Origin of the sequence: Marinobacter sp. es.048 (assembly GCF_900188435.1) — a bacterium.
Classification (GTDB): Bacteria; Pseudomonadota; Gammaproteobacteria; order Pseudomonadales; family Oleiphilaceae; genus Marinobacter.
This window is the reverse complement of sequence record NZ_FYFA01000001.1, coordinates 562,080-580,525: the sequence shown is the minus strand read 5'-3', so window position 1 is coordinate 580,525 and position 18,446 is coordinate 562,080. Positions and strand designations below refer to the sequence as shown.

Sequence of the window (18,446 nt, the reverse complement as noted above, 5' to 3'; positions counted from 1 at the left end):
TTAATGGTGTCCGATCAGTGACTGTCTTCGTGAGCCATGCTCAGGTACACGATCGTCAACATCATAAAGATGAATGCCTGCAGGGTGATAACCAGTATGTGGAAAATCGCCCAGGGTACAGACAGTGCCCACTGTGCCCAGAAAGGCAGCAGTGCAATCAGGATGAAGATCAACTCGCCTGCGTACAGGTTACCGAACAGACGCAGCGCCAGTGAGATCGGCTTGGCGATCAGGCTCACGCCTTCCAGCAGGAAGTTGATCGGGACAAGCAAAATCTTCAGGAACAGATTGTCTGAGGAGAAGGGGTGCAGAGTCAGCTCACCAACGAAGCCACCCACGCCCTTCACTTTCAGGCTGTAATAGATGATCAGTGCGAATACGGACAGGGACATGCCCAGCGTAACGTTCACATCTGTGGTCGGAACGACCTTCATGTATTCCAGACCCATCAGGTGGAACAGCTGGGGCAGGAAGTCGACCGGCACCAGGTCCATCAGGTTCATCAGGAATACCCAGCAGAAGATGGTCAGCGACAGCGGCGCAATAACCTTGTTCTTGCCGTGGAAGGTTTCCTTGACACTCTGATCGACAAACTCAACCATCACTTCAACGAAGTTCTGGAGCCCACCAGGCTGGTCTGAGGTAGCACGCTTCGCGGCCAAACGGAAAATAAACAGGAACAGGGCACCGAGCGCGACCGCCCAACCCAGTGAATCAATGTGCAGTGCCCAGAAGCCCATGTCGGATGCTTCCCTGCCGGTGTGAGCCAGCGTCCAGGTTGCATCTTGAAGTACGGTTCCGTCGGCACGCTCATAGCCTGCCGGAAGTTTACCGTAGGTGAGGTTCTGGAGGTGATGCTGAATATATTCGGATGCACTTCCTGCCATAACGGTTTCCCAGGTCCAGTTAGCTTTGCTGCGTATTGCTGCCCGCCAGTAGCGGTGTCAACCAGTTGGTGACCAGCATGATCGCAAATGTTAAAAAAAGTGCCGCTATATCAAGCGGCTGAATCCATTTGAACACCATCGTAAAGAGGATGGCGCACAGGATGAGCTTGCCGGCCTCACCCTGATAAAAAGAAGTCATAATTTTCTTGGCAGACCGCGCGCCGGAGAAGCGGAATGCCTTGAGCGCAAAATAACCATGGGGGATCAGAAAGATAAGCCCACCAAGAAGCGCTGAATAACCGGAAACCTCGCCTCGCAAGAGAAACGCCAGGCTGACGAAGACAAGTACCACACTTTCTATTGCAAACCATCGTACGATGGGTGGACGGCCAATGCCGCCTGAAGCTGCCTTCGTCATGTTCGTTCCGGAAGTACGGTGCTTTTCGGTCGATGTCGTTTAAAAAGTAAGCAAATACACCGACACGAGCGCCGCAGATTATATGTGTTCAATGTGCACGAATCAACAAAACCGGGAACCGGCTGACCCGTCAAAAGCGGCGTAATAGCTGGGTTTTGGCAAATCGCCTCACAAATAGACAGCCGTTCAGTTTTTCACCACTACATGTTGTGTGCTTAACCAGATACGAACTTTCGTAGGGGGTCGGAAGACCCACAAAACCCCAACGATTTTATTTGATGTGGCCGAGAATGCCGTCAAGTTCGTCCAGAGAACTGTATTCGATTACCAACTTGCCTTTGCCACGCTGACCATGATCGATCGACACTCGGGCACCCAGTCGCTCCGCCAGATCATCCTGCAGCGCTCGAATGTTGGGGTCTACCACCCCTTTTTTCCGGGACTTGCTGTCCGGTGTTTCCTGCTGCACCCGCCGAACCAGGGCTTCAGTCTGTCGAACCGACAGAGACTTGGCCACCACCTGTTTGGCTACCTGCATCTGCAGTTCCGGCGCCAATGTCAGCATCGCCCGGCCATGGCCCATTTCCAGGTCGCCATGTTCGAGCATAATACGAACGTCTTCAGACAAACCGATCAGTCGTAGCAGGTTGGTAATGGTCGTACGGGATTTGCCAACGGCTTCGGCCACCTGGGCCTGGGTCAGGCCAAATTCGTCCTGCAGGCGCTGGAGGGCGAAGGCTTCTTCAATGGGGTTGAGGTTTTCACGCTGGATGTTCTCGATCAGCGCCATGGCGATGGCGGCTTCATCGGGGACATCCCGGATGATGGCAGGGATGCTGTCCAGGCCGGCCATCTGGGTGGCCCGCCAGCGTCGCTCACCGGCGATCAGCTCGTAACGGCCCTCAGCGATGGGACGAACCACCACCGGCTGCATCACCCCTTGCTGACGAATGGAGTCGGCCAGTTCCTGCAGGGCGGCAGGGTCCATGTCACGCCGGGGCTGATAACGGCCACGCTGGATCAGATCAATGGGGACTTCGCGGAGCTCACCATCGTGGTCTTTCAGCTCCTGGTCAAGATTGACCTTGGAGCCCGCCAGCAGGGCGCCCAATCCACGTTCACCCAATCCTCGTTTCTTCGCCGCCATGGTGTCAGTCATTCTTCCCGTTGAAAATCGTTGTGCTTAAGTGAGTGACAGGGCGGTATGTTACACCGCAACCGGCGCGGATGTCTTTTTTGAGCCATGACGACGAACCATCTCGCCGGCAAGGGCCAGGTAAGCAATAGCCCCCTTGGAGGCCCGGTCGTACTTCAGGGCCGGCACGCCGTAGCTCGGTGCCTCTGCCAGACGAACGTTGCGCGGAATCACCGCACGGTAGACCTTGTCGCCGAAGTACTCGCTCAGCTGGCCGGAAACGTCCAGAGTGAGACTGTTGCGCGGGTCGTACATGGTGCGCAGAATGCCTTCCACCTGCAGATTCGGGTTAACCGTCTCCTGGATCTGCTCAACGGTGTTCATCAGCGCCGCCAACCCCTCCAGCGCATAGTACTCACACTGCATCGGAATGAGCACAGAGTCTGCCGCCGAGAGGGCATTTACCGTCAACAGGCTGAGTGATGGGGGGCAATCGATGAGGATGTAATCGTAGTTGTCGCGAACGGTGTTCAAGGCCAGGCGCAGGCGATGCTCACGGCCGATCTCGTTCATCAGCTCGACTTCCGCGGCGGTCAGATCGCCGTTGGCCGGCAGGATATCGAACCCGGAGGCCTCGGCGGGGATAATCACCTCGGCGGCGCTGGCGCGCTTGGTCAACATGTCGTAGCCGGACAGTTCCAGAGTATTTTTATCCACACCGCTGCCCATGGTGGCGTTGCCCTGGGGGTCCATATCCACCAGAAGCACCCGGCGTTTAGTCGCGGCCAGGGAGGCGGCCAGGTTGACGCAGGTGGTGGTTTTGCCCACACCGCCTTTCTGATTGGTCACTGCAATCACGCGCGCCATGTCCTGCCTCCTTGTTTATGGGTTAGCGGTAGAGAAATTCGACTGCCGAACTACCGGGAATACGCGGCCCGGGCGACCACCAGTAGATGGCGTTCGCCATCGGCACCGGGAACGTCCAGGGAATGGCTGGATTTTACCTGCCAGCCAGCCGGGAGGGCAGCTACTTCATCATCCGGAAACTGACCTTTCATGGCAAGGAACTCACCCTCATTTGCCAATAGATCACCACACCAGTTCACCAGATTCTCCAACGCGGTAAAGGCGCGACTGCTGATCTGGGCGAAGGGTTCTTCGGAGCTGCAATCCTCCGCCCGACCATGAATAACCTCCACGTTACCCAACCCCAGCTCCAACACACACTGGTTGAGAAAGCGGGTTTTCTTGCCGTTACTGTCGAGCAGGGTGAAGCGCTTTTCCGGCAGTGTGATGGCCAGTGGGATGCCTGGCAAACCCCCGCCAGCACCCACATCCAGAAGATGATCCGTGGTTACCCAGGGCAGAATGCTCAGGCTGTCCAGCAGCTGCCGGGACACCATTTCCCGCTCATCACGAACCGCCGTGAGATTGTACGCCCGATTCCATTTGTTGAGCAGGCCCAGAAAAGCCAGCAACTTTTCCTGCCGATCCTCATCCAGGGACAGCCCCATTGCTGCCAGTCCGTCCCGGAGCTGGCTATGCCAGAGTGACTTGGTCATAGGCGCAGATCAGGCCGACTGTTTGCGCAGCAGATCGCGCTTCTTCAGATGTACCAGAATCTGGCTGACAGCCGCCGGAGTGACGCCCTGAATCCGTGAGGCCTGGGCCACGGTTTCCGGCCGCACGGTCTTGAGCTTCTGCTTGATCTCGTTGGACAGGCCGCCGATCACCTCGTAATCAAGATCCACCGGCAGGGCGGTGTTTTCATTTTTGCGCAGCCGCTCGATCTCGTCGGTCTGACGGGAAATGTAGCCCTCGTACTTGATCTCGATTTCCACCTGGTCCGCAACCACCGGATCATCGGCCTGCTCGGCACCAATCTCGGCGATGTGGCTGTAGACAACCTCCGGGCGGCGCAGCAGTTCCGCCAGGGACTGATCCCGGGTCATCGGCTGCTTGAGAAAGCCGTTGGCCCGCTCACCGGCTTCGGTATTCGGATGAATACGGGTGGCCTCAAGGCGACTGCGTTCCGTTGAGATCGCCTCACGCTTGTCATTGAACTTCTGCCAACGCTCGTCGTTCACCAGGCCGAGTTTGCGACCGGCTTCGGTCAGGCGCAGATCGGCGTTGTCCTCGCGCAGGATCAGGCGATACTCGGCGCGGCTGGTAAACATACGGTAGGGCTCGGAGGTGCCCATGGTGATCAGGTCATCCACCAGCACGCCCAGGTAGGCCTCGTCCCGGCGCGGGTACCATTCGTCTTTTTCCTGGGCGCGCAGGGCGGCGTTGATCCCGGCCAGCAGCCCCTGGGCCCCGGCTTCTTCATAGCCGGTGGTGCCATTGATCTGGCCAGCAAAATACAGGCCCTGGATGAACTTGGTTTCCAGGGTATGGCGCAGGTCCTGCGGATTCAGGTAATCGTATTCGATAGCGTAACCTGGCCGGGTAATATGGGCATTTTCAAAGCCGGGAATCGAACGCACCGCCGCCAACTGGATATCGAACGGCAGGCTGGTGGAAATGCCATTCGGGTAGAGCTCGTTGGTGGTCAATCCTTCCGGTTCCACAAAGATCTGATGGGAATCCTTGTCGGCAAACCGGTTCACCTTGTCCTCGATGGACGGGCAATAGCGGGGGCCCACCCCTTCAATGCTGCCAGCAAACATCGGCGAACGGTCGAAACCGCTGCGGATAATATCGTGGGTCTGTTCGGTGGTTCGGGTCACATAGCAGCAGACCTGTTCCGGGTGCTGGCTACGGCTGCCGATAAACGACATCACGGGCGTAGGGTCATCACCCCACTGCTCCTGCATTACCGAAAAATCCACAGACCGGGCATCAATCCGCGGGGGCGTGCCGGTTTTCAGACGACCAACGTTGAAGGGCAGCTCCCGCAGGCGCTGGGCAAGCGCATTGGCCGGTGCATCACCGGCACGGCCACCGGCATGGTGTTGCATACCAATGTGGATAACACCGCCGAGGAAGGTACCGGTGGTGAGCACCACGGTCCTGGCATTGAAGCGGATGCCGGTCTGGGTAACGACACCGGTCACCTGGTCGTTTTCCACAATCAGGTCGTCCGCCGCCTGCTGGAACAGGGTCAGGTTCGGCTGGCTCTCCAGGGTATGGCGGATGGCCGCCTTGTAGAGAACGCGATCAGCCTGCGCACGGGTGGCGCGCACGGCCGGCCCCTTGCGACTGTTCAATACCCGGAACTGGATACCGGCCTTATCGGTGGCTTCAGCCATGGCGCCACCGAGGGCATCAATTTCTTTCACCAGATGGCTTTTACCAATACCGCCGATGGCCGGGTTGCAGGACATCTGGCCCAGGGTCTCAATGTTGTGGGTCAGCAGCAGGGTTTGGGAACCCATACGTGCAGCCGCCAGCGCGGCCTCGGTGCCGGCATGGCCACCACCAATGACAATGACATCGAAACGGGTCGGAAAATCCACAGCTCACCTCGGAAATCGGGGGATAAAATAGGGCGGCGAGTATAACGCCTCACCCGGGAAATTGCAGTCAGGATGTGCAAATTTTAACCAGAGACGAACCACGTTGAAAGCAGCAGCGGCCTGGTAAGGACTCAAATGGGGACTTTTCCGGGCGTCAACTGGATAGTGGAAAACCGAAATCTACGGCTTTTCATAGGCTTGGATCACTCTTCTCAGAAAAGTTTTCAAGAAAGTTATCCACATGCAAGACTACTTATTAATCACCCAAAAAAACCCTTAACTAATTGTTTTATAATAGTTTAAAGAAAGTAATCCAGAAGCTTTCCGTAGGTTGTCCAATTATTTATCCACAGAACTCCAGGCTGTTTTGCGTTGAAGGCGCCAGACTACCAGTAACACCACTCCGTTCAGGAGCGAGAGCAGCAGGAAAAACCCTGGAATGCTGACCTCCAACGCACCCAGCACCAGAATTCCTGCCAGGGCACTCACCACCATGAACAACGCGTTGATGACATTCAGCGCGGCAATGATGCGGGCACGTTTGGCTCGTGGAGTTTCGTGCTGGATAAAGGCGTACAGAGGCACGATGAAAAGACCACCGCAGATCCCGATACCGACCAGATCCATTAACACCCTCAGGTACACGGGATCGGTCAACAGCGTCAACCAGGTGGAGGCCACGGGATCGTCTGGCACCGCAAAATACAGATCAACCCCGAACAGACTCAGCCCCAGAGCCCCCCAGGGCACAGGCGCCAGGGTAATGCGGTGTTTGGTGAGCCGCTCACACATCATGGCGCCGATGGAAATGCCAATTGTGAACATGGACAGCAAAAGGGTCACAACGGTTTCGTCGCCCAGCAGATTGGTGCGGGCAAAATTGGGAAACTGGGTCAAGTAAGCAGCGCCAAGAAACCAGAACCAGGAGATGGTCAACACCGCCAGCAACACCTGGCGACGCTCGGCCGCCAGGGCCATCAGCCTCCAGGTTTCCACCACCGGCCGGAAACGCACAGTGACACCGGAACCGTCGGGTTCGGTTTCCGGCACCTGGCGCGCCGCCAGGTAGCCAAGTACCGACATCACCACAACCGCTATCGCCGTTAAGCGGGCAGCCGTCTCAAACCCCATCAGCAGGCCCGCAGCAATGGTACCCAGCAGAATTGCGACAAAGGTGCCCATACCAACCAGTCCATTACCGCCAACCAGTTCGTCGTCCGCCAACACCTGAGGCAGGATGGCGTATTTCACCGGGCCGAAGAAGGTGGACTGGGTACCCATCAGGAACAGCAAAACCAACAACAGCTCGTACCAGCCGAACCATAGCCCAAGCGCGGCAACGGCCATGATCACGATCTCTGCCAGCTTCACGTTCCGGATGATCCGGGATTTTTCATAGCGGTCGGCCATTTCGCCGGCAATACCGGAAAACAGAAAAAACGGCAGGATGAACAGAAAGGCCGCCAGGTTAACCACCACATTCACGGACAGCCCCATCAAGCTGCCGGTGCTGTAGGTGATCAACAGCAGCAGCGCGTTCTTGAACAGATTATCGTTGAAGGCGCCGGAAAACTGGGTCAGGTAGAACGGCAGGAACCGGCGTTGGCCAAGCAAACGGAACTGACTTTTTGATGGCATCAAGAAATCCTGTTTTGGTGCATTGCCAACCTTCCCGCCCAGAATCTGCCCGAATCCGGTGCAGTTGTTCCGAAACCGATCGTGCGATTCATTTATTTGACGGGTTTAAACATACTTAGCTGCTTGATTTTTGTCTCTCTGGTACGGAATTCGCTTTATCTACCTGTTCAGACACTCTTTTATCAGCAGGCCAGGATGGCCAGACCATTGGCAGTATAAAGGTTCCTGACCATGAGCAGCGTAGTCCGACTTCCACGGCGCATCTATCGCGGAGCCGAAATAACCCGCACCCCGAAGATCATCGACGACTATGATTTCAGTTCTGTTTACCAGCCGATACTGAGTCCGACCCATCGAAAACTGGTTGGCTACGAGGCTCTGGTCCGGGTCAGAAAGAACAACGAAAGCATCTCTCCCTTCAAGCTGTTCGAGCAAGCCGAGGAGAATAACCAGACTCCAGAACTGGACAGATATCTGTTGCAGCTTCACCTGGATAACTTTGCTGTCAGCTCTCAGGCTGTATGGCTGTTCCTGAATATCAATCCTGGCACCTGCATCCATCCGGAAGCCTCGCTCGAGAAACTCACTCTGCAATGTCAGAGCAGCGGAATCGATCCCGAGAAAGTGGTTCTGGAACTGGTGGAAACCGCATCCGACAACCCAACCGCGCTACTGGAATTCATTCTCAAGGCGAAGGCACACGGTTTTCAGATTGCCATTGATGATTTTGGTATGGGCGATTCCAATTTCGAGCGTTTGTGGCGCATCAATCCGCTCATCGTAAAACTGGACCGGAGCCTGTTGGTCAATGCGGAGAATAACAGTCGGGCCAGAATGCTTCTGGAAAGTCTGGTAAAGATGATCCGTGAAAGCGGCAGTCTTGTGCTTCTGGAGGGAATCGAGAACAGCACCCAAGGCCACATCGCTCTTCAAACCGAAGCCGATCTGCTGCAGGGCTTCCTGTTTGCCCGGCCAACCAGCCTGCATGATCATGAGCAGGAAGTTACGGAACAGGCATTGAAGCGAATCATTGCCGATTCCAGTGAATCTTCAGCCCAGGATATTCAGGACCAGGAGAGCTATTTTCGCCTTCTGCGCTTCGAAATTCTGGAAGCCTGCCATTCCCTGAGCCGGGAGCTACCGTTCAACACCGCCTGTAGCAAGCTGTTGGAAGTGGACGGCGTGAAACGGTGTTTCCTGCTCAACCCACAGGGCATTCAACAGGGCAACCTGGCGCGCGCCAATCCGGATATCCATCGTGGAAAATTCAATCCGCTGTATCACTCCGCCGGCGCTCAGTGGACACACCGGGAATACTTCCGTAATGCCCTTGAACGGCCTCAGCACATCAGCAGTTGTCGCCCCTACGTCGGTCTTCCAGACGCAAAACGCACAGTGACACTTTCAACCATACTGCCAGGGCAACAAGTCTTTTGTGTCGACATCCACCCTGATGAAATGTTCGGTGGCCAGCTGGAATTCCCGGCCACCCTGTAATCACCAGGTCCTTCAGAAATCATCCGCGCGTTTCTGCGGCGCTGCCGCCAGCCCTGTGCCACCAGCCTGGCCCGAAGCCTGGCGCTCCAGTTCCTTCTCCACTGCATTGGAAGATTTGGCAAACCGCGCCAACAGGTTATACAGCACCGGTATGATGAACAGTGTCAGCGTGGTAGCGAAGATCAGCCCACCCAGAATTACCACACCAATAGACTCCCGGCTCTCGGCCCCGGCGCCGGTTGCAATCACCAGGGGCACGGCACCGAAAATCGTCGATATGGTGGTCATCAGTACCGGACGGAAACGCAGGCAGGCACCCTCGAGAATGGCTTCCCGCACCTCATAGCCTTTATCCCGAAGCTGATTGGCAAACTCCACGATCAGTATCCCGTTCTTGGCCATCAACCCCAGCAACATGATGATACCGATCTGGCTGTAGATGTTCAGACTGATCCCCGTCCACCAGAGCGCCAGCAGAGCCCCGGTCACCGCCAGTGGTACCGACAGCATGATGATCAGCGGATGGATCCAGCTTTCAAACTGGGCCGCTAACACCAGGAACACAATGACAAAAGCCAGGGCAAAGGTAACGTAGATGGCGGCCGAGGATTCCTGGAATTCCCGGCTCAGGCCCTTGTAGCTGATGCGGGCTTCCGGAGGCAGGTTATCCACAGCCAGGTTGTTCAGGTAGGTCAATGCAGAACCCAGGTCGTAACCGTCCGCCATAGACGCACTGATCACCACGGCGGGCAGGCGGTCGATGCGCCGGAGATCCGGATTGGCACCGATTTCCTGCACGGAAACCAGCGCCTGCAATGGAATAAGGTTACCGCCCTCCCGGGGCCGCAGGAAAATCTGGCCGAGGTCTTCAGGCGTTGCCCGGTTCGCGTCTTCCGCCTGAATAATTACATCGTATTCCCGGCCTCGATCGATGTATGTGGTTACCTGCCGGGAAGCCAGCATGGTCTGCAAGGTAAGGCCCACGTCCTCTACCGTGATATCCAGATCCGCGGCCCGCTCCCGGTCGATATTCACCCTCAGTTCCGGTCGGGTCAGCTCGAAATCGGTATCCAGGTTCTGGAGATTCGGGTTTTCCTTGGCGCGCTCCACGATCTCCTGACTCCAGGCCTGAACCGACTCATAGTCCGGACCGGCCACCACAAACTCGATGGCCTGGCTGAATCCCCTCTGGCCCAGACCCGCCGGATTGACGGCCACAGTTCGAATGCCGGACACATCAGCCAACTTTCTGCGGATTTCGCTGGTCACCTCCTGCTGCTTGATATCACGCTCTTCCCAGGGCACCAGGCCCATGATCATGAAGGCGTTGTCCTCTTCATTGCGGAATCCGACGATAGCGAGCAAACGGTTGGCGATGCCTTCATCCAGGTAGGGCAGCAGTGTTTCTTCCACCTGCCGAACGTAATGATCGGTGTACTCCACCGTCGAACCCCTGGGCGCGCTGGTCGGCATGATGATCACGGCCCGGTCTTCGGTTGGCGCCAGCTCCTGGGGCAATTTCGGATAAACCACGGCGGTAATGACCAGGCCGACAAGTCCCAGGCCCAGTAATAATCCCGGCTGCCTCAGGGAAAACTCCAACAGCCTGCGGTAACCATTGGTCAGGCCATCCAGGACTTTTTCGCTCGCGGCCCAGAGACGATGCCCTTCTGCCGATTCGGGGCTGTGCCTGAGCCACTTGGAACACAGCATCGGTGCCAGGGTCAGGGCCACGAGGCTCGAAAATACCACTGCCGCCGCCAGGGTAAAGCCGAATTCGGCAAACAGCCGGCCAATGTTGCCGCCCATGAAGGAGATAGGAACGAACACCGCTACGAGGGTCAGAGTGGTCGCTATCACGGCAAAGGCGACCTGCTTCGCGCCCCGGTAGGCGGCAAGCAACGGAGGCTCACCCTCGTCAATCCGGCGCTGGATGTTTTCCAGCATTACGATGGCATCGTCCACCACCAGTCCGATGGCAAGAATCACCGCCAGCAGGGTCAGTACGTTGACGGAAAAACCCAGGAAGCCGAGACCGATAAAGGCACCAATCACCGCAACCGGAATGGTCACCGCGGGAATGAGGGTAGCCCGCCAGGAGCGCAGGAACAGGAAGATAACCAGGATAACCAGGGACACCGCAATGGCGAGCGTGGTGACGACTTCCTTGATGGAAGCCCGGATGAAAATGGATTCGTCGTAGCTTTCCGCGATGGTGACTTCCGGTGGCAGTGTCTCCCGGATCTTCTCCAGCTCGGCGCGGACGGCATCGGAAACCGCCACGGTGTTGGCCTTGGACTGGCGGATAATCCCCATGCCGATGGCGGTCTGGCCATTCGCGCGCAGGCGGCTTACATCCGACTCCACACCCATCTGGACATTGGCCACCTCGCCCAGGCGCAACAGATCATTGCCATCCCGGCGAATCACCAGCTCCCGGAATTGTTCCACGTTCGACAGCCGGCCCTCGGCCCGCACGGTGAAATTCCGGGTGGACGAATCCACCGATCCGGCCGGCAGCTCCACGTTGTTGGCACGCAGGGCCCGTTCGACTTCTGCAACGGTTATATCCCGGGCCGCAAGACGTTCGCGATCCAGCCAGACCCGGATGGCATAGCGCCGTTCGCCGCCGATACGCACGTCGGCAACACCATCGAGTACCGACAACCTGTCCGCCAGGACCCGGTCGGCAAAGTCACTCAATTCGGCACTGTCCCAGACATCACTGCGCAGGGTCACCCACATCATCGGGCGTGCATCGGAATCCGCCTTACGCACCACTGGTGGATCGGCTTCGTCTGGCAACTGGTTGGCCACCCGGGACACCGCATCACGGACATCATTGGCGGCGATATCCACATCCCGGGCCGTGGTAAATTCAATACTGGTTCGGGATTCGCCCTGCTCGGTGGATGATTCGATAGACCGAATACCCTCAATGCCACTGATGGCACCCTCTATCACCTGGGTAATCTGAGTATCCACCACCTCGGCTGCTGCGCCGGTGTAGTCGGTGGAGATGGAAACAACGGGTGGGTCAATGTCCGGATACTCGCGCACCGGCAGTCCCATCAGGGCTGCCAGACCGAACACCACGATCAGAAGACTGAGGACCGTTGCGAACACCGGCCGCTTGATGGAAACGTCAGAGAGGACCACCGGTTACGACTTCTTGGCCGTGATAAAACGGTTCTCGGGAATGGCTTTGTCGTCTTCCAATACCCGAACCCGATCCCCACTGCTGAGCCGATCCTGGCCGGTCACGATCACCGGGTCTTCCTGGCTCAAACCGTTCGAAACTTCCACAAAACCGGGCATGCGCGACCCCAGGTTCACCGACACCCGCCGGGCCACACCATCTTCCGCCACAAACACATATTGCTCATCACCCCGGATCATCACCGCCTGTTCGGGGATTACCAGTGCTTGCCGTTCCCGGAGCGTTAGCGTCGCAGACATGAACTGACCCGGCCGGAGCAGGCCATCCGGATTATCGATCAGTGCCCGGACGGGCAGCGAACGACTCAACTCACTAACCCTGGAACCCAACTCCACCAGCTGACCGGAAAAGGTCTGGTCCGGATAGGCCGGCGATGCGCCTCTTACCTCTTGCCCGAGACTCACCTGCCCCAGGAAACGCTCCGGGATCGAAAAGCCCAGTTCCATACGATCGGTGGTATCCAGGGTAGTCACCGAGGTTCCGGCAGTAATGTAGGCGCCGACGCTGATGTCACTCAACCCGACCACACCGGCAAACGGCGCCTCAATCCGGTGGTTTTCCAGACGAACTTGAGCTGACTGACGCTGTGCCTCGGCGACATCGACTGACGTTCTCAGTTGATCCACCTGGGACTGGGAAATACTGTTGTTCGAGCGCAACCGCTGTGCCCTTTCAAGCTGTCGGCGGGCATCCGCCAGTTGCGCCTCGATCACCTGCAGGTCTGCCCGGGCCTGTCGATCATCAAGCCGCAACAGCACGTCGCCCTGCCCCACCCGGCGGCCGGTTTCCAGATTCAATTCCACCACCCGGCCACTGACTTCCGTGGTCAGTTCCACCGCGTTCAGGGCTTTGAGACTGCCAACGGCGTTGACCACATCCCGTACTGCCTCCATCTGCGGAAGCATAGTGTTAACCGCGCTGGCGGGACGTTCGCGGCCGCTCTGGGCGGCGGTCCCATCATCGAAGTTCTGATACACAAAGGCGCCGCCGATAGCGACAGCCACCAGTACCAACGCAATCAACCACTGTTTCCACATAGGATTTCCAGGTATTTCGGGGTCAGGTTAGTCGTCTGTTACTTTTTCTGGATGACCAGAACCACCTCGCCCACGTCGATTCCCCACTTGCTCATGGTGGTCTGATTGATCAACGTGTCGGGCGTAATCAGGTACATCCAGTCATCCATGCGTACGTCCAGGGTACCGTCGCCATAGGCCACCTGGAGCACATAATTCATGTGAATTGCATTGCCACTCCAACGCATGGTTCCGGGTTCAACCACGTCACCGGCATCAGCATGGTAGCCGTCGTCCGCGGGAGTCAGGGTCCAGACACGGCTCTGCACTTCGCCGTCATCGAAACGGAACACCTCATCGAGTGTACCCACGCCCTCGTCATCCCATGACGCGCTGATATCCGCATCAAAGGTGCGAATCACCTCACCGGAAAAATTCTTGAGCACCCCGCGGGCGGAAAGTTCGCCGGTAAAGAACTCTTCAGGGACCAGCTCTGGCTTGCGGTCGGCGTAGTCCTCGAGCGAGGGACTGGCACAGCCACTGAGCAGCAGTGCCGAAAACAATACCCAGAGTATAGGTGTCGACAGGCGTTTCGATATCTCAGTAAACAGGCTTTGCATGACTTTTACACTCTCTGAACAGGAATATGTGGGGGTCCTCGGCGCAAGGAAATACGCCGAAACCCTCTTTAACGATCATTACCCGGAATCCACGGTCTCTGCTACGTCATCTCGGCCAATTGTCCATTCTGACAGTCTGCCCGGTGCTTTTCGTCAATGGCAGTGCCCGGGTATTGGCGTAAAACACAAGGCAACGAACGGTGGTTGCCCACCCAAGACTGTTGAGAAAGACACAGAGGATTCCGCTATGCCGGTTTACAAAGCACCCCTGCGCGACATGAAATTCCTGCTGAACGAGGTGTTCGATTACCCGGGTCATTACGCCACCCTGACCAGCGGTGAAAACGCCACGCCCGATATCGTGGACGCGATACTCGGCGAATGCGGAAAGTTTTGTGAAGAGGTGCTGAGCCCACTTTACCTCTCTGGCGACGAAGAAGGCTGCAAACTGGACAACGGTGAAGTCACCACACCCGCCGGTTACCGGGAAGCCTACCAGCAATACGCCATGGGGGGCTGGCAGGGACTCTCAGCGCCCGAGGAATACGGCGGCCAGGGCCTTCCCGCGTCCATGGGACTGCTGAAACAGGAAATGATGGGTACCGCCAACTGGCCCTTCTCCATGTATCCGGGGCTGTCCCTGGGGGCCATGAACACGATTTTCCTTCATGGTACGGAAGACCAGAAACAGACCTACCTTGCGCCACTGACCGAGGGCCGCTGGGCCGGCACCATGTGCCTGACCGAACCCCAGTGTGGCACCGATCTGGGCCAGGTAAAGACCAAAGCCGAACCACAAGCCGACGGCAGCTACCGGCTAACCGGAACCAAGATCTTCATCTCCTCTGGCGACCACGACCTGACCGAGAACATTATCCATATTGTGCTGGCCAGTCTGCCCGACGCCCCCAAGGGCACCCGGGGTATCAGCCTTTTTATCGTACCCAAGTTCCTGCCCGACAGTAACGGCGACGTCGGTAAGCGTAACGGTGTCGCCTGCGGCAGCCTGGAAAAGAAAATGGGCATCAAGGCCTCGGCCACCTGTGTGCTGAATTTTGATGGCGCCACCGGTTTTCTCATTGGCCCCGAGAATGAAGGGCTCAATTGCATGTTCACTTTCATGAACACCGCCCGCATCGGCACCGCCATTCAGGGCGTCGGGCCGGCGGAGCTGTCCTATCAGTGGGCGTTGGCCTATGCAAAAGATCGGCGCTCCATGCGGGCACTCTCAGGCAAGAAAGAGCCGGACCAGGTCGCCGACAGCCTGATCCATCATGCTGATGTGCGCCGGATGTTACTGACCCAGAAGGCCATCGCCGAAGGCGGTCGTGCCATGCTGTATTACGCGGCCCGGCTGGCCGATCACATGGTCGAGGGATTCACCGAAGGTGACGATAAAAAGGCGGAAAAGTACGATGACAAACTCGGCTTCCTGACGCCAATTCTGAAGGGCTTTCTCACTGAACTCGGCTGCGAAGCGGCTAACCTGGGGGTCCAGGTTTTTGGCGGCCATGGTTACATCCGGGAACATGGTATGGAGCAGATTGTCCGGGATACCCGCATCGCCACCCTTTACGAGGGCACTACCGGTATCCAGGCGCTGGACCTTCTGGGACGAAAAGTATTGCTGATGACCCAGGGCGGCGCGGTGCGCGAGTTCACCCTGAACATTGCCAATTTTGCCCGTAAGCATCTCACCGACAAACGACTGCGGCCTTGGGCGCTTGAGCTGCTCAAGTTGACCGGCCAGTGGAATCTGCTGACGGTGCGGATCATGCTCGCGGCCCGCAAGGACCGGGATGTGGTAAGTTCCGCAGCCTACGATTTCCTGATGTACAGCGGCTACGTCACCATGGCCTATATCTGGCTGCGTCAGGCTGCGGTGGCTGTGGAAAAACTCGATAACGGTGGTGAGGAATCCACCGGCTTTTACCAGGCCAAGCTCGCCACCACCGAGTTCTATTTTGAACGTTTGCTGCCCCGGGCCCAGAGCCACGCCACCAGCATGCTCAGCCCCAGCAAAAACCTGATGCAGCTCGACGCCGAGGATCTGGCCTTCACCGGGTAGGGTATCCGGTACACGTTATCCCCGGGCCTCAGCCCGGGTTTTTTTGACCTTGAAATATCCCCGCCTGACCCCACCTTACCGGTGCATTTCCGATCGGAGTTATTAACTAACTGAATTAAATAGAGATGTTCTGATTTCTCGAATAAAAGTAAGGAGGTTCGAATATGGAGACTCGTACTGACGACTTTTATCCCACCCGCCTGGAACGCCCCACCAAAAGCTTTGAACGTCAGGATACCGTGGTGCACAGCAGCGGTTCGGACCGATTCGACGGACCACTGAGTGAGACTGAGCTGGCACAGTATGAGCGCGACGGTTTTCTGGTCTTCGACAGTTTTTTCGACCAGGCCACCGTGCGCCAGTTCCGGGAGGATTTGCGGGGCTATGAGGACGATGAAAGCATCCTGCGCTCGGAAGGCACCATTACCGAGCCCGGCAAGCAGGAAATCCGCTCGATTTTTGGCATTCACGAACTGTCGGACCGATTCGACCGGCTGACCCGGGATCCCAGGATTCTGGCAATGGTGCGCCAGCTTCTGGGCAGTGAAGCCTACATCCACCAGTCCCGGATCAACTTCAAACCCGGTTTCCACGGCAAGGGTTTTGACTGGCACTCGGATTTTGAAACCTGGCACGCCGAGGACGGCATGCCACGGATGCGGGCAGTCAGCTTTTCCATCGCCCTCACCGACAACACGCCCTTCAACGGCCCCCTGATGCTCATCCCGGGTTCTCACAAGACCTTTGTACCCTGCGTTGGCCGCACACCCGAGGACAACTATCAGTCGTCGCTTAAAAAACAGGAACTGGGTGTTCCCAGCAATCGGGACCTGGCAGCCATGGCGGATGACTACGGTATCAAAGCGCCAACCGGCCCTGCCGGCTCGCTGATCATCTTCGAGTGCAACACGCTCCACGCCTCTAATGCCAATATCTCGCCCTGGCCGCGCAGCAACCTGTTTTTCGTCTACAACAGTGTGGAGAACCAGCTGCAAGCCCCTTTCTGCGGCAACAAACCGCGGCCGGATTTCCTGGGGAATCGCAGTCACACCCAAGCACTCAAACCGGTAGGTCAGGCAGACTGGCGCAGAACCGGTTAACGATGTTCTCAAAGTGAAACCCACAAGGGAAGCTTCGAGGCTTCCCTTGGTTCGGCTTCCTCCCTGCCTATTCTTCTCTGTCCCGAGTGGCCTTTTGGCCAAACAACAGCTTTTTTCCTTCTTCAGTCACCGCCGGGCGGCTCGACCAGGGCTCTCCTTTTTCGTAAGCAGCCCTGACTGCAGGTCTCGCCTGCATCGAATGGAACCACCGCTCAAGGTTGGGAAAGTCCGTCAGAAATTGTCTCTGTCGTTCGTGGGGTACGATCCACGGGTAAATGGCCATATCGGCAATGGAATAATCGTCAGCAACCCAGTCCCGCCCCTTCAAACGGGTATCGAGTACGCCGTACAGACGATTTGTTTCGTTGACGTATCGACTGATCGCATAGGGTATTTGCTCAGGGGCATACTGGACGAAATGATGATTCTGGCCGGCCATGGGCCCCAGACCTCCCATTTGCCACATCAGCCATTCCAGCACCGTTTTTCTGCCATGCAGACTGAATGGCATGAAACGGCCGGCCTTTTCTGCGAGGTACAAAAGGATGGCACCTGACTCAAACACGCTCACAGGCTCACTGCCCTCTGGCGGATCATTATCAACGATGGCCGGCATACGGTTATTGGGGGAGAAGGCGAGGAAATCTGGTTTGAACTGTTCTCCGGCGCTGATATCCACAGGGTGGATCCGGTAGTCCAGCCCGGTCTCTTCCAGAAATATCGTGATCTTGTGGCCGTTGGGTGTCGGCCAGTAATAGAGATCAATCATTACTGGGCACCGCGTTGCGAGTCGAGAGTCTCCGCCAACAGCTCAATCCTGTCTTGCCCCCAAAACTGCTCGCCGTTCAACAGGTAGGCAGGCGCACCCAGTACGCCCCGTTCCACGGCTTCGTCACTGTTGCGATCATACTGGTCAGCAACGGCGGATGAATCCGCTGACCGGAGCACGGCTTCGGCATCGAATTGCAGACTGGTCAGGATGTCACGGATCACAGCTTCTTCGGCAATGTTTCTCTCCTCGGACCAACACGCTTCCAAGGCACGCTGCACAAATTCACCAGCATCTTTACCGGCTTCCTGCAGAGCAATAGCGCAACGGTCTGCCAACCCGGGATCTGTCGGAAAATGCGCGGGCTTCAGGTTCACGGGCAAATCCCGTTTCCTCGCCCACCGTTCAATTTCAAGCAGACGGTATTCTTGACGGCAGATCGGACGATCCGGAACGGGCTTAGCTCCGGAATTGGCAAACACTTTTGCCAGCTTAACGGGTTTGAAATTGACCCTGGCACCCGCGGTGCGGGCTGTATCCAGAAGGGCCCGGTGACCAAGATAGGTAAACGGGGAAATGCAGGTGAAGTAGTAATCGATCTCGGGATTCATTGTTTAAAG

15 protein-coding genes are annotated in these 18,446 nt (G+C 57.2%); 3 read left to right on the top strand and 12 right to left on the bottom strand.

The features are described 5' to 3' along the window. Nucleotides 1-14: 14 nt before the first annotated feature. The 7 genes from atpB to CFT65_RS02670 all read right to left on the bottom strand — a co-directional run bounded on the left by atpB (nucleotide 15) and on the right by CFT65_RS02670 (nucleotide 7,536). The gene (gene atpB / locus CFT65_RS02700; RefSeq protein WP_008172580.1) at nucleotides 15-887 is read right to left on the bottom strand and encodes a F0F1 ATP synthase subunit A; all 873 of its coding nucleotides are present in this window, start codon (nucleotides 885-887) and stop codon (nucleotides 15-17) included. Between the two features lie 19 nt (nucleotides 888-906). Further along, a complete protein-coding gene (locus tag CFT65_RS02695; protein WP_088826491.1) occupies nucleotides 907-1,305 on the bottom strand; it encodes a F0F1 ATP synthase subunit I in 399 nt (132 codons plus the stop codon). Between the two features lie 271 nt (nucleotides 1,306-1,576). Then, nucleotides 1,577-2,452, bottom strand: coding sequence for a ParB/RepB/Spo0J family partition protein (locus tag CFT65_RS02690; protein WP_039881967.1), 876 nt, complete (start codon nucleotides 2,450-2,452; stop codon nucleotides 1,577-1,579). Nucleotides 2,453-2,512: 60 nt separating this feature from the next. Continuing rightward, on the bottom strand, nucleotides 2,513-3,307 hold the full coding sequence (locus CFT65_RS02685; protein WP_088826490.1) for a ParA family protein: 795 nt from the start codon (nucleotides 3,305-3,307) through the stop codon (nucleotides 2,513-2,515). A 50-nt stretch (nucleotides 3,308-3,357) separates the two neighbouring features. Next, on the bottom strand, nucleotides 3,358-4,002 hold the full coding sequence (gene rsmG, locus CFT65_RS02680) for a 16S rRNA (guanine(527)-N(7))-methyltransferase RsmG (protein ID WP_088826489.1): 645 nt from the start codon (nucleotides 4,000-4,002) through the stop codon (nucleotides 3,358-3,360). Nucleotides 4,003-4,011: 9 nt separating this feature from the next. Further along, nucleotides 4,012-5,898: a tRNA uridine-5-carboxymethylaminomethyl(34) synthesis enzyme MnmG gene (gene mnmG, locus CFT65_RS02675; RefSeq protein ID WP_088826488.1), complete on the bottom strand. Its 1,887-nt coding sequence runs from the start codon at nucleotides 5,896-5,898 to the stop codon at nucleotides 4,012-4,014. A gap of 339 nt (nucleotides 5,899-6,237) precedes the next feature. Next, nucleotides 6,238-7,536: an MFS transporter gene (locus tag CFT65_RS02670; RefSeq protein WP_088826487.1), complete on the bottom strand. Its 1,299-nt coding sequence runs from the start codon at nucleotides 7,534-7,536 to the stop codon at nucleotides 6,238-6,240. 231 nt (nucleotides 7,537-7,767) lie between these two features. Here CFT65_RS02670 and CFT65_RS02665 point away from each other — a divergent pair, with 231 nt between their 5' ends. After that, a complete protein-coding gene (locus CFT65_RS02665; RefSeq protein WP_088826486.1) occupies nucleotides 7,768-9,033 on the top strand; it encodes an EAL domain-containing protein in 1,266 nt (421 codons plus the stop codon). Nucleotides 9,034-9,045: 12 nt separating this feature from the next. Here CFT65_RS02665 and CFT65_RS02660 read toward each other — a convergent pair whose 3' ends face one another. From CFT65_RS02660 to CFT65_RS02650, 3 genes are read right to left on the bottom strand one after another with little or no spacing between them, the layout of a single operon-like run. Continuing rightward, a complete protein-coding gene (locus tag CFT65_RS02660) occupies nucleotides 9,046-12,192 on the bottom strand; it encodes an efflux RND transporter permease subunit (RefSeq protein WP_088826485.1) in 3,147 nt (1,048 codons plus the stop codon). Between the two features lie 3 nt (nucleotides 12,193-12,195). Beyond that, nucleotides 12,196-13,290: an efflux RND transporter periplasmic adaptor subunit gene (locus CFT65_RS02655; protein ID WP_088826484.1), complete on the bottom strand. Its 1,095-nt coding sequence runs from the start codon at nucleotides 13,288-13,290 to the stop codon at nucleotides 12,196-12,198. 38 nt (nucleotides 13,291-13,328) lie between these two features. Further along, the gene (locus tag CFT65_RS02650) at nucleotides 13,329-13,889 is read right to left on the bottom strand and encodes a DUF3833 domain-containing protein (RefSeq protein WP_088826483.1); all 561 of its coding nucleotides are present in this window, start codon (nucleotides 13,887-13,889) and stop codon (nucleotides 13,329-13,331) included. 247 nt (nucleotides 13,890-14,136) lie between these two features. On the opposite strand from CFT65_RS02650, the gene CFT65_RS02645 reads away from it, so the two are divergent. Together CFT65_RS02645 and thpD are read left to right on the top strand one after the other, a co-directional pair. Continuing rightward, nucleotides 14,137-15,957: an acyl-CoA dehydrogenase C-terminal domain-containing protein gene (locus CFT65_RS02645; protein ID WP_088826482.1), complete on the top strand. Its 1,821-nt coding sequence runs from the start codon at nucleotides 14,137-14,139 to the stop codon at nucleotides 15,955-15,957. 164 nt (nucleotides 15,958-16,121) lie between these two features. Further along, nucleotides 16,122-17,057 carry an ectoine hydroxylase gene (gene thpD / locus CFT65_RS02640; protein ID WP_088826481.1) on the top strand — a complete coding sequence of 312 codons (936 nt, stop codon included), beginning with the start codon at nucleotides 16,122-16,124 and terminating at the stop codon, nucleotides 17,055-17,057. 67 nt (nucleotides 17,058-17,124) lie between these two features. Here thpD and CFT65_RS02635 read toward each other — a convergent pair whose 3' ends face one another. Both CFT65_RS02635 and CFT65_RS02630 read right to left on the bottom strand, forming a co-directional pair. Beyond that, entirely contained in the window at nucleotides 17,125-17,826 is a 702-nt protein-coding gene (locus CFT65_RS02635; protein ID WP_088826480.1) for a glutathione S-transferase N-terminal domain-containing protein, read from the bottom strand. Next, complete coding sequence (locus CFT65_RS02630; protein ID WP_088826479.1) at nucleotides 17,826-18,437, bottom strand: 2-hydroxychromene-2-carboxylate isomerase; 612 nt, start codon at nucleotides 18,435-18,437, stop codon at nucleotides 17,826-17,828. The genes CFT65_RS02635 and CFT65_RS02630 overlap by 1 nt, the downstream gene beginning before the upstream one ends. Between the last annotated feature and the right edge of the window lie 9 nt (nucleotides 18,438-18,446).

Coding starts and splice junctions, on each gene's coding strand:
- CFT65_RS02635 (WP_088826480.1), bottom strand. CDS start 17,826: ATGATTGATCTCTATTACTGGCCGACACCCAACGGCCACAAGATCACG.
- CFT65_RS02630 (WP_088826479.1), bottom strand. CDS start 18,437: ATGAATCCCGAGATCGATTACTACTTCACCTGCATTTCCCCGTTTACC.
- CFT65_RS02655 (WP_088826484.1), bottom strand. CDS start 13,290: ATGTGGAAACAGTGGTTGATTGCGTTGGTACTGGTGGCTGTCGCTATC.
- CFT65_RS02665 (WP_088826486.1), top strand. CDS start 7,768: ATGAGCAGCGTAGTCCGACTTCCACGGCGCATCTATCGCGGAGCCGAA.
- CFT65_RS02670 (WP_088826487.1), bottom strand. CDS start 7,536: ATGCCATCAAAAAGTCAGTTCCGTTTGCTTGGCCAACGCCGGTTCCTG.
- CFT65_RS02690 (WP_039881967.1), bottom strand. CDS start 2,452: ATGGCGGCGAAGAAACGAGGATTGGGTGAACGTGGATTGGGCGCCCTG.
- CFT65_RS02645 (WP_088826482.1), top strand. CDS start 14,137: ATGCCGGTTTACAAAGCACCCCTGCGCGACATGAAATTCCTGCTGAAC.
- CFT65_RS02685 (WP_088826490.1), bottom strand. CDS start 3,307: ATGGCGCGCGTGATTGCAGTGACCAATCAGAAAGGCGGTGTGGGCAAA.
- rsmG (WP_088826489.1), bottom strand. CDS start 4,002: ATGACCAAGTCACTCTGGCATAGCCAGCTCCGGGACGGACTGGCAGCA.
- CFT65_RS02695 (WP_088826491.1), bottom strand. CDS start 1,305: ATGACGAAGGCAGCTTCAGGCGGCATTGGCCGTCCACCCATCGTACGA.
- thpD (WP_088826481.1), top strand. CDS start 16,122: ATGGAGACTCGTACTGACGACTTTTATCCCACCCGCCTGGAACGCCCC.
- CFT65_RS02650 (WP_088826483.1), bottom strand. CDS start 13,889: ATGCAAAGCCTGTTTACTGAGATATCGAAACGCCTGTCGACACCTATA.
- atpB (WP_008172580.1), bottom strand. CDS start 887: ATGGCAGGAAGTGCATCCGAATATATTCAGCATCACCTCCAGAACCTC.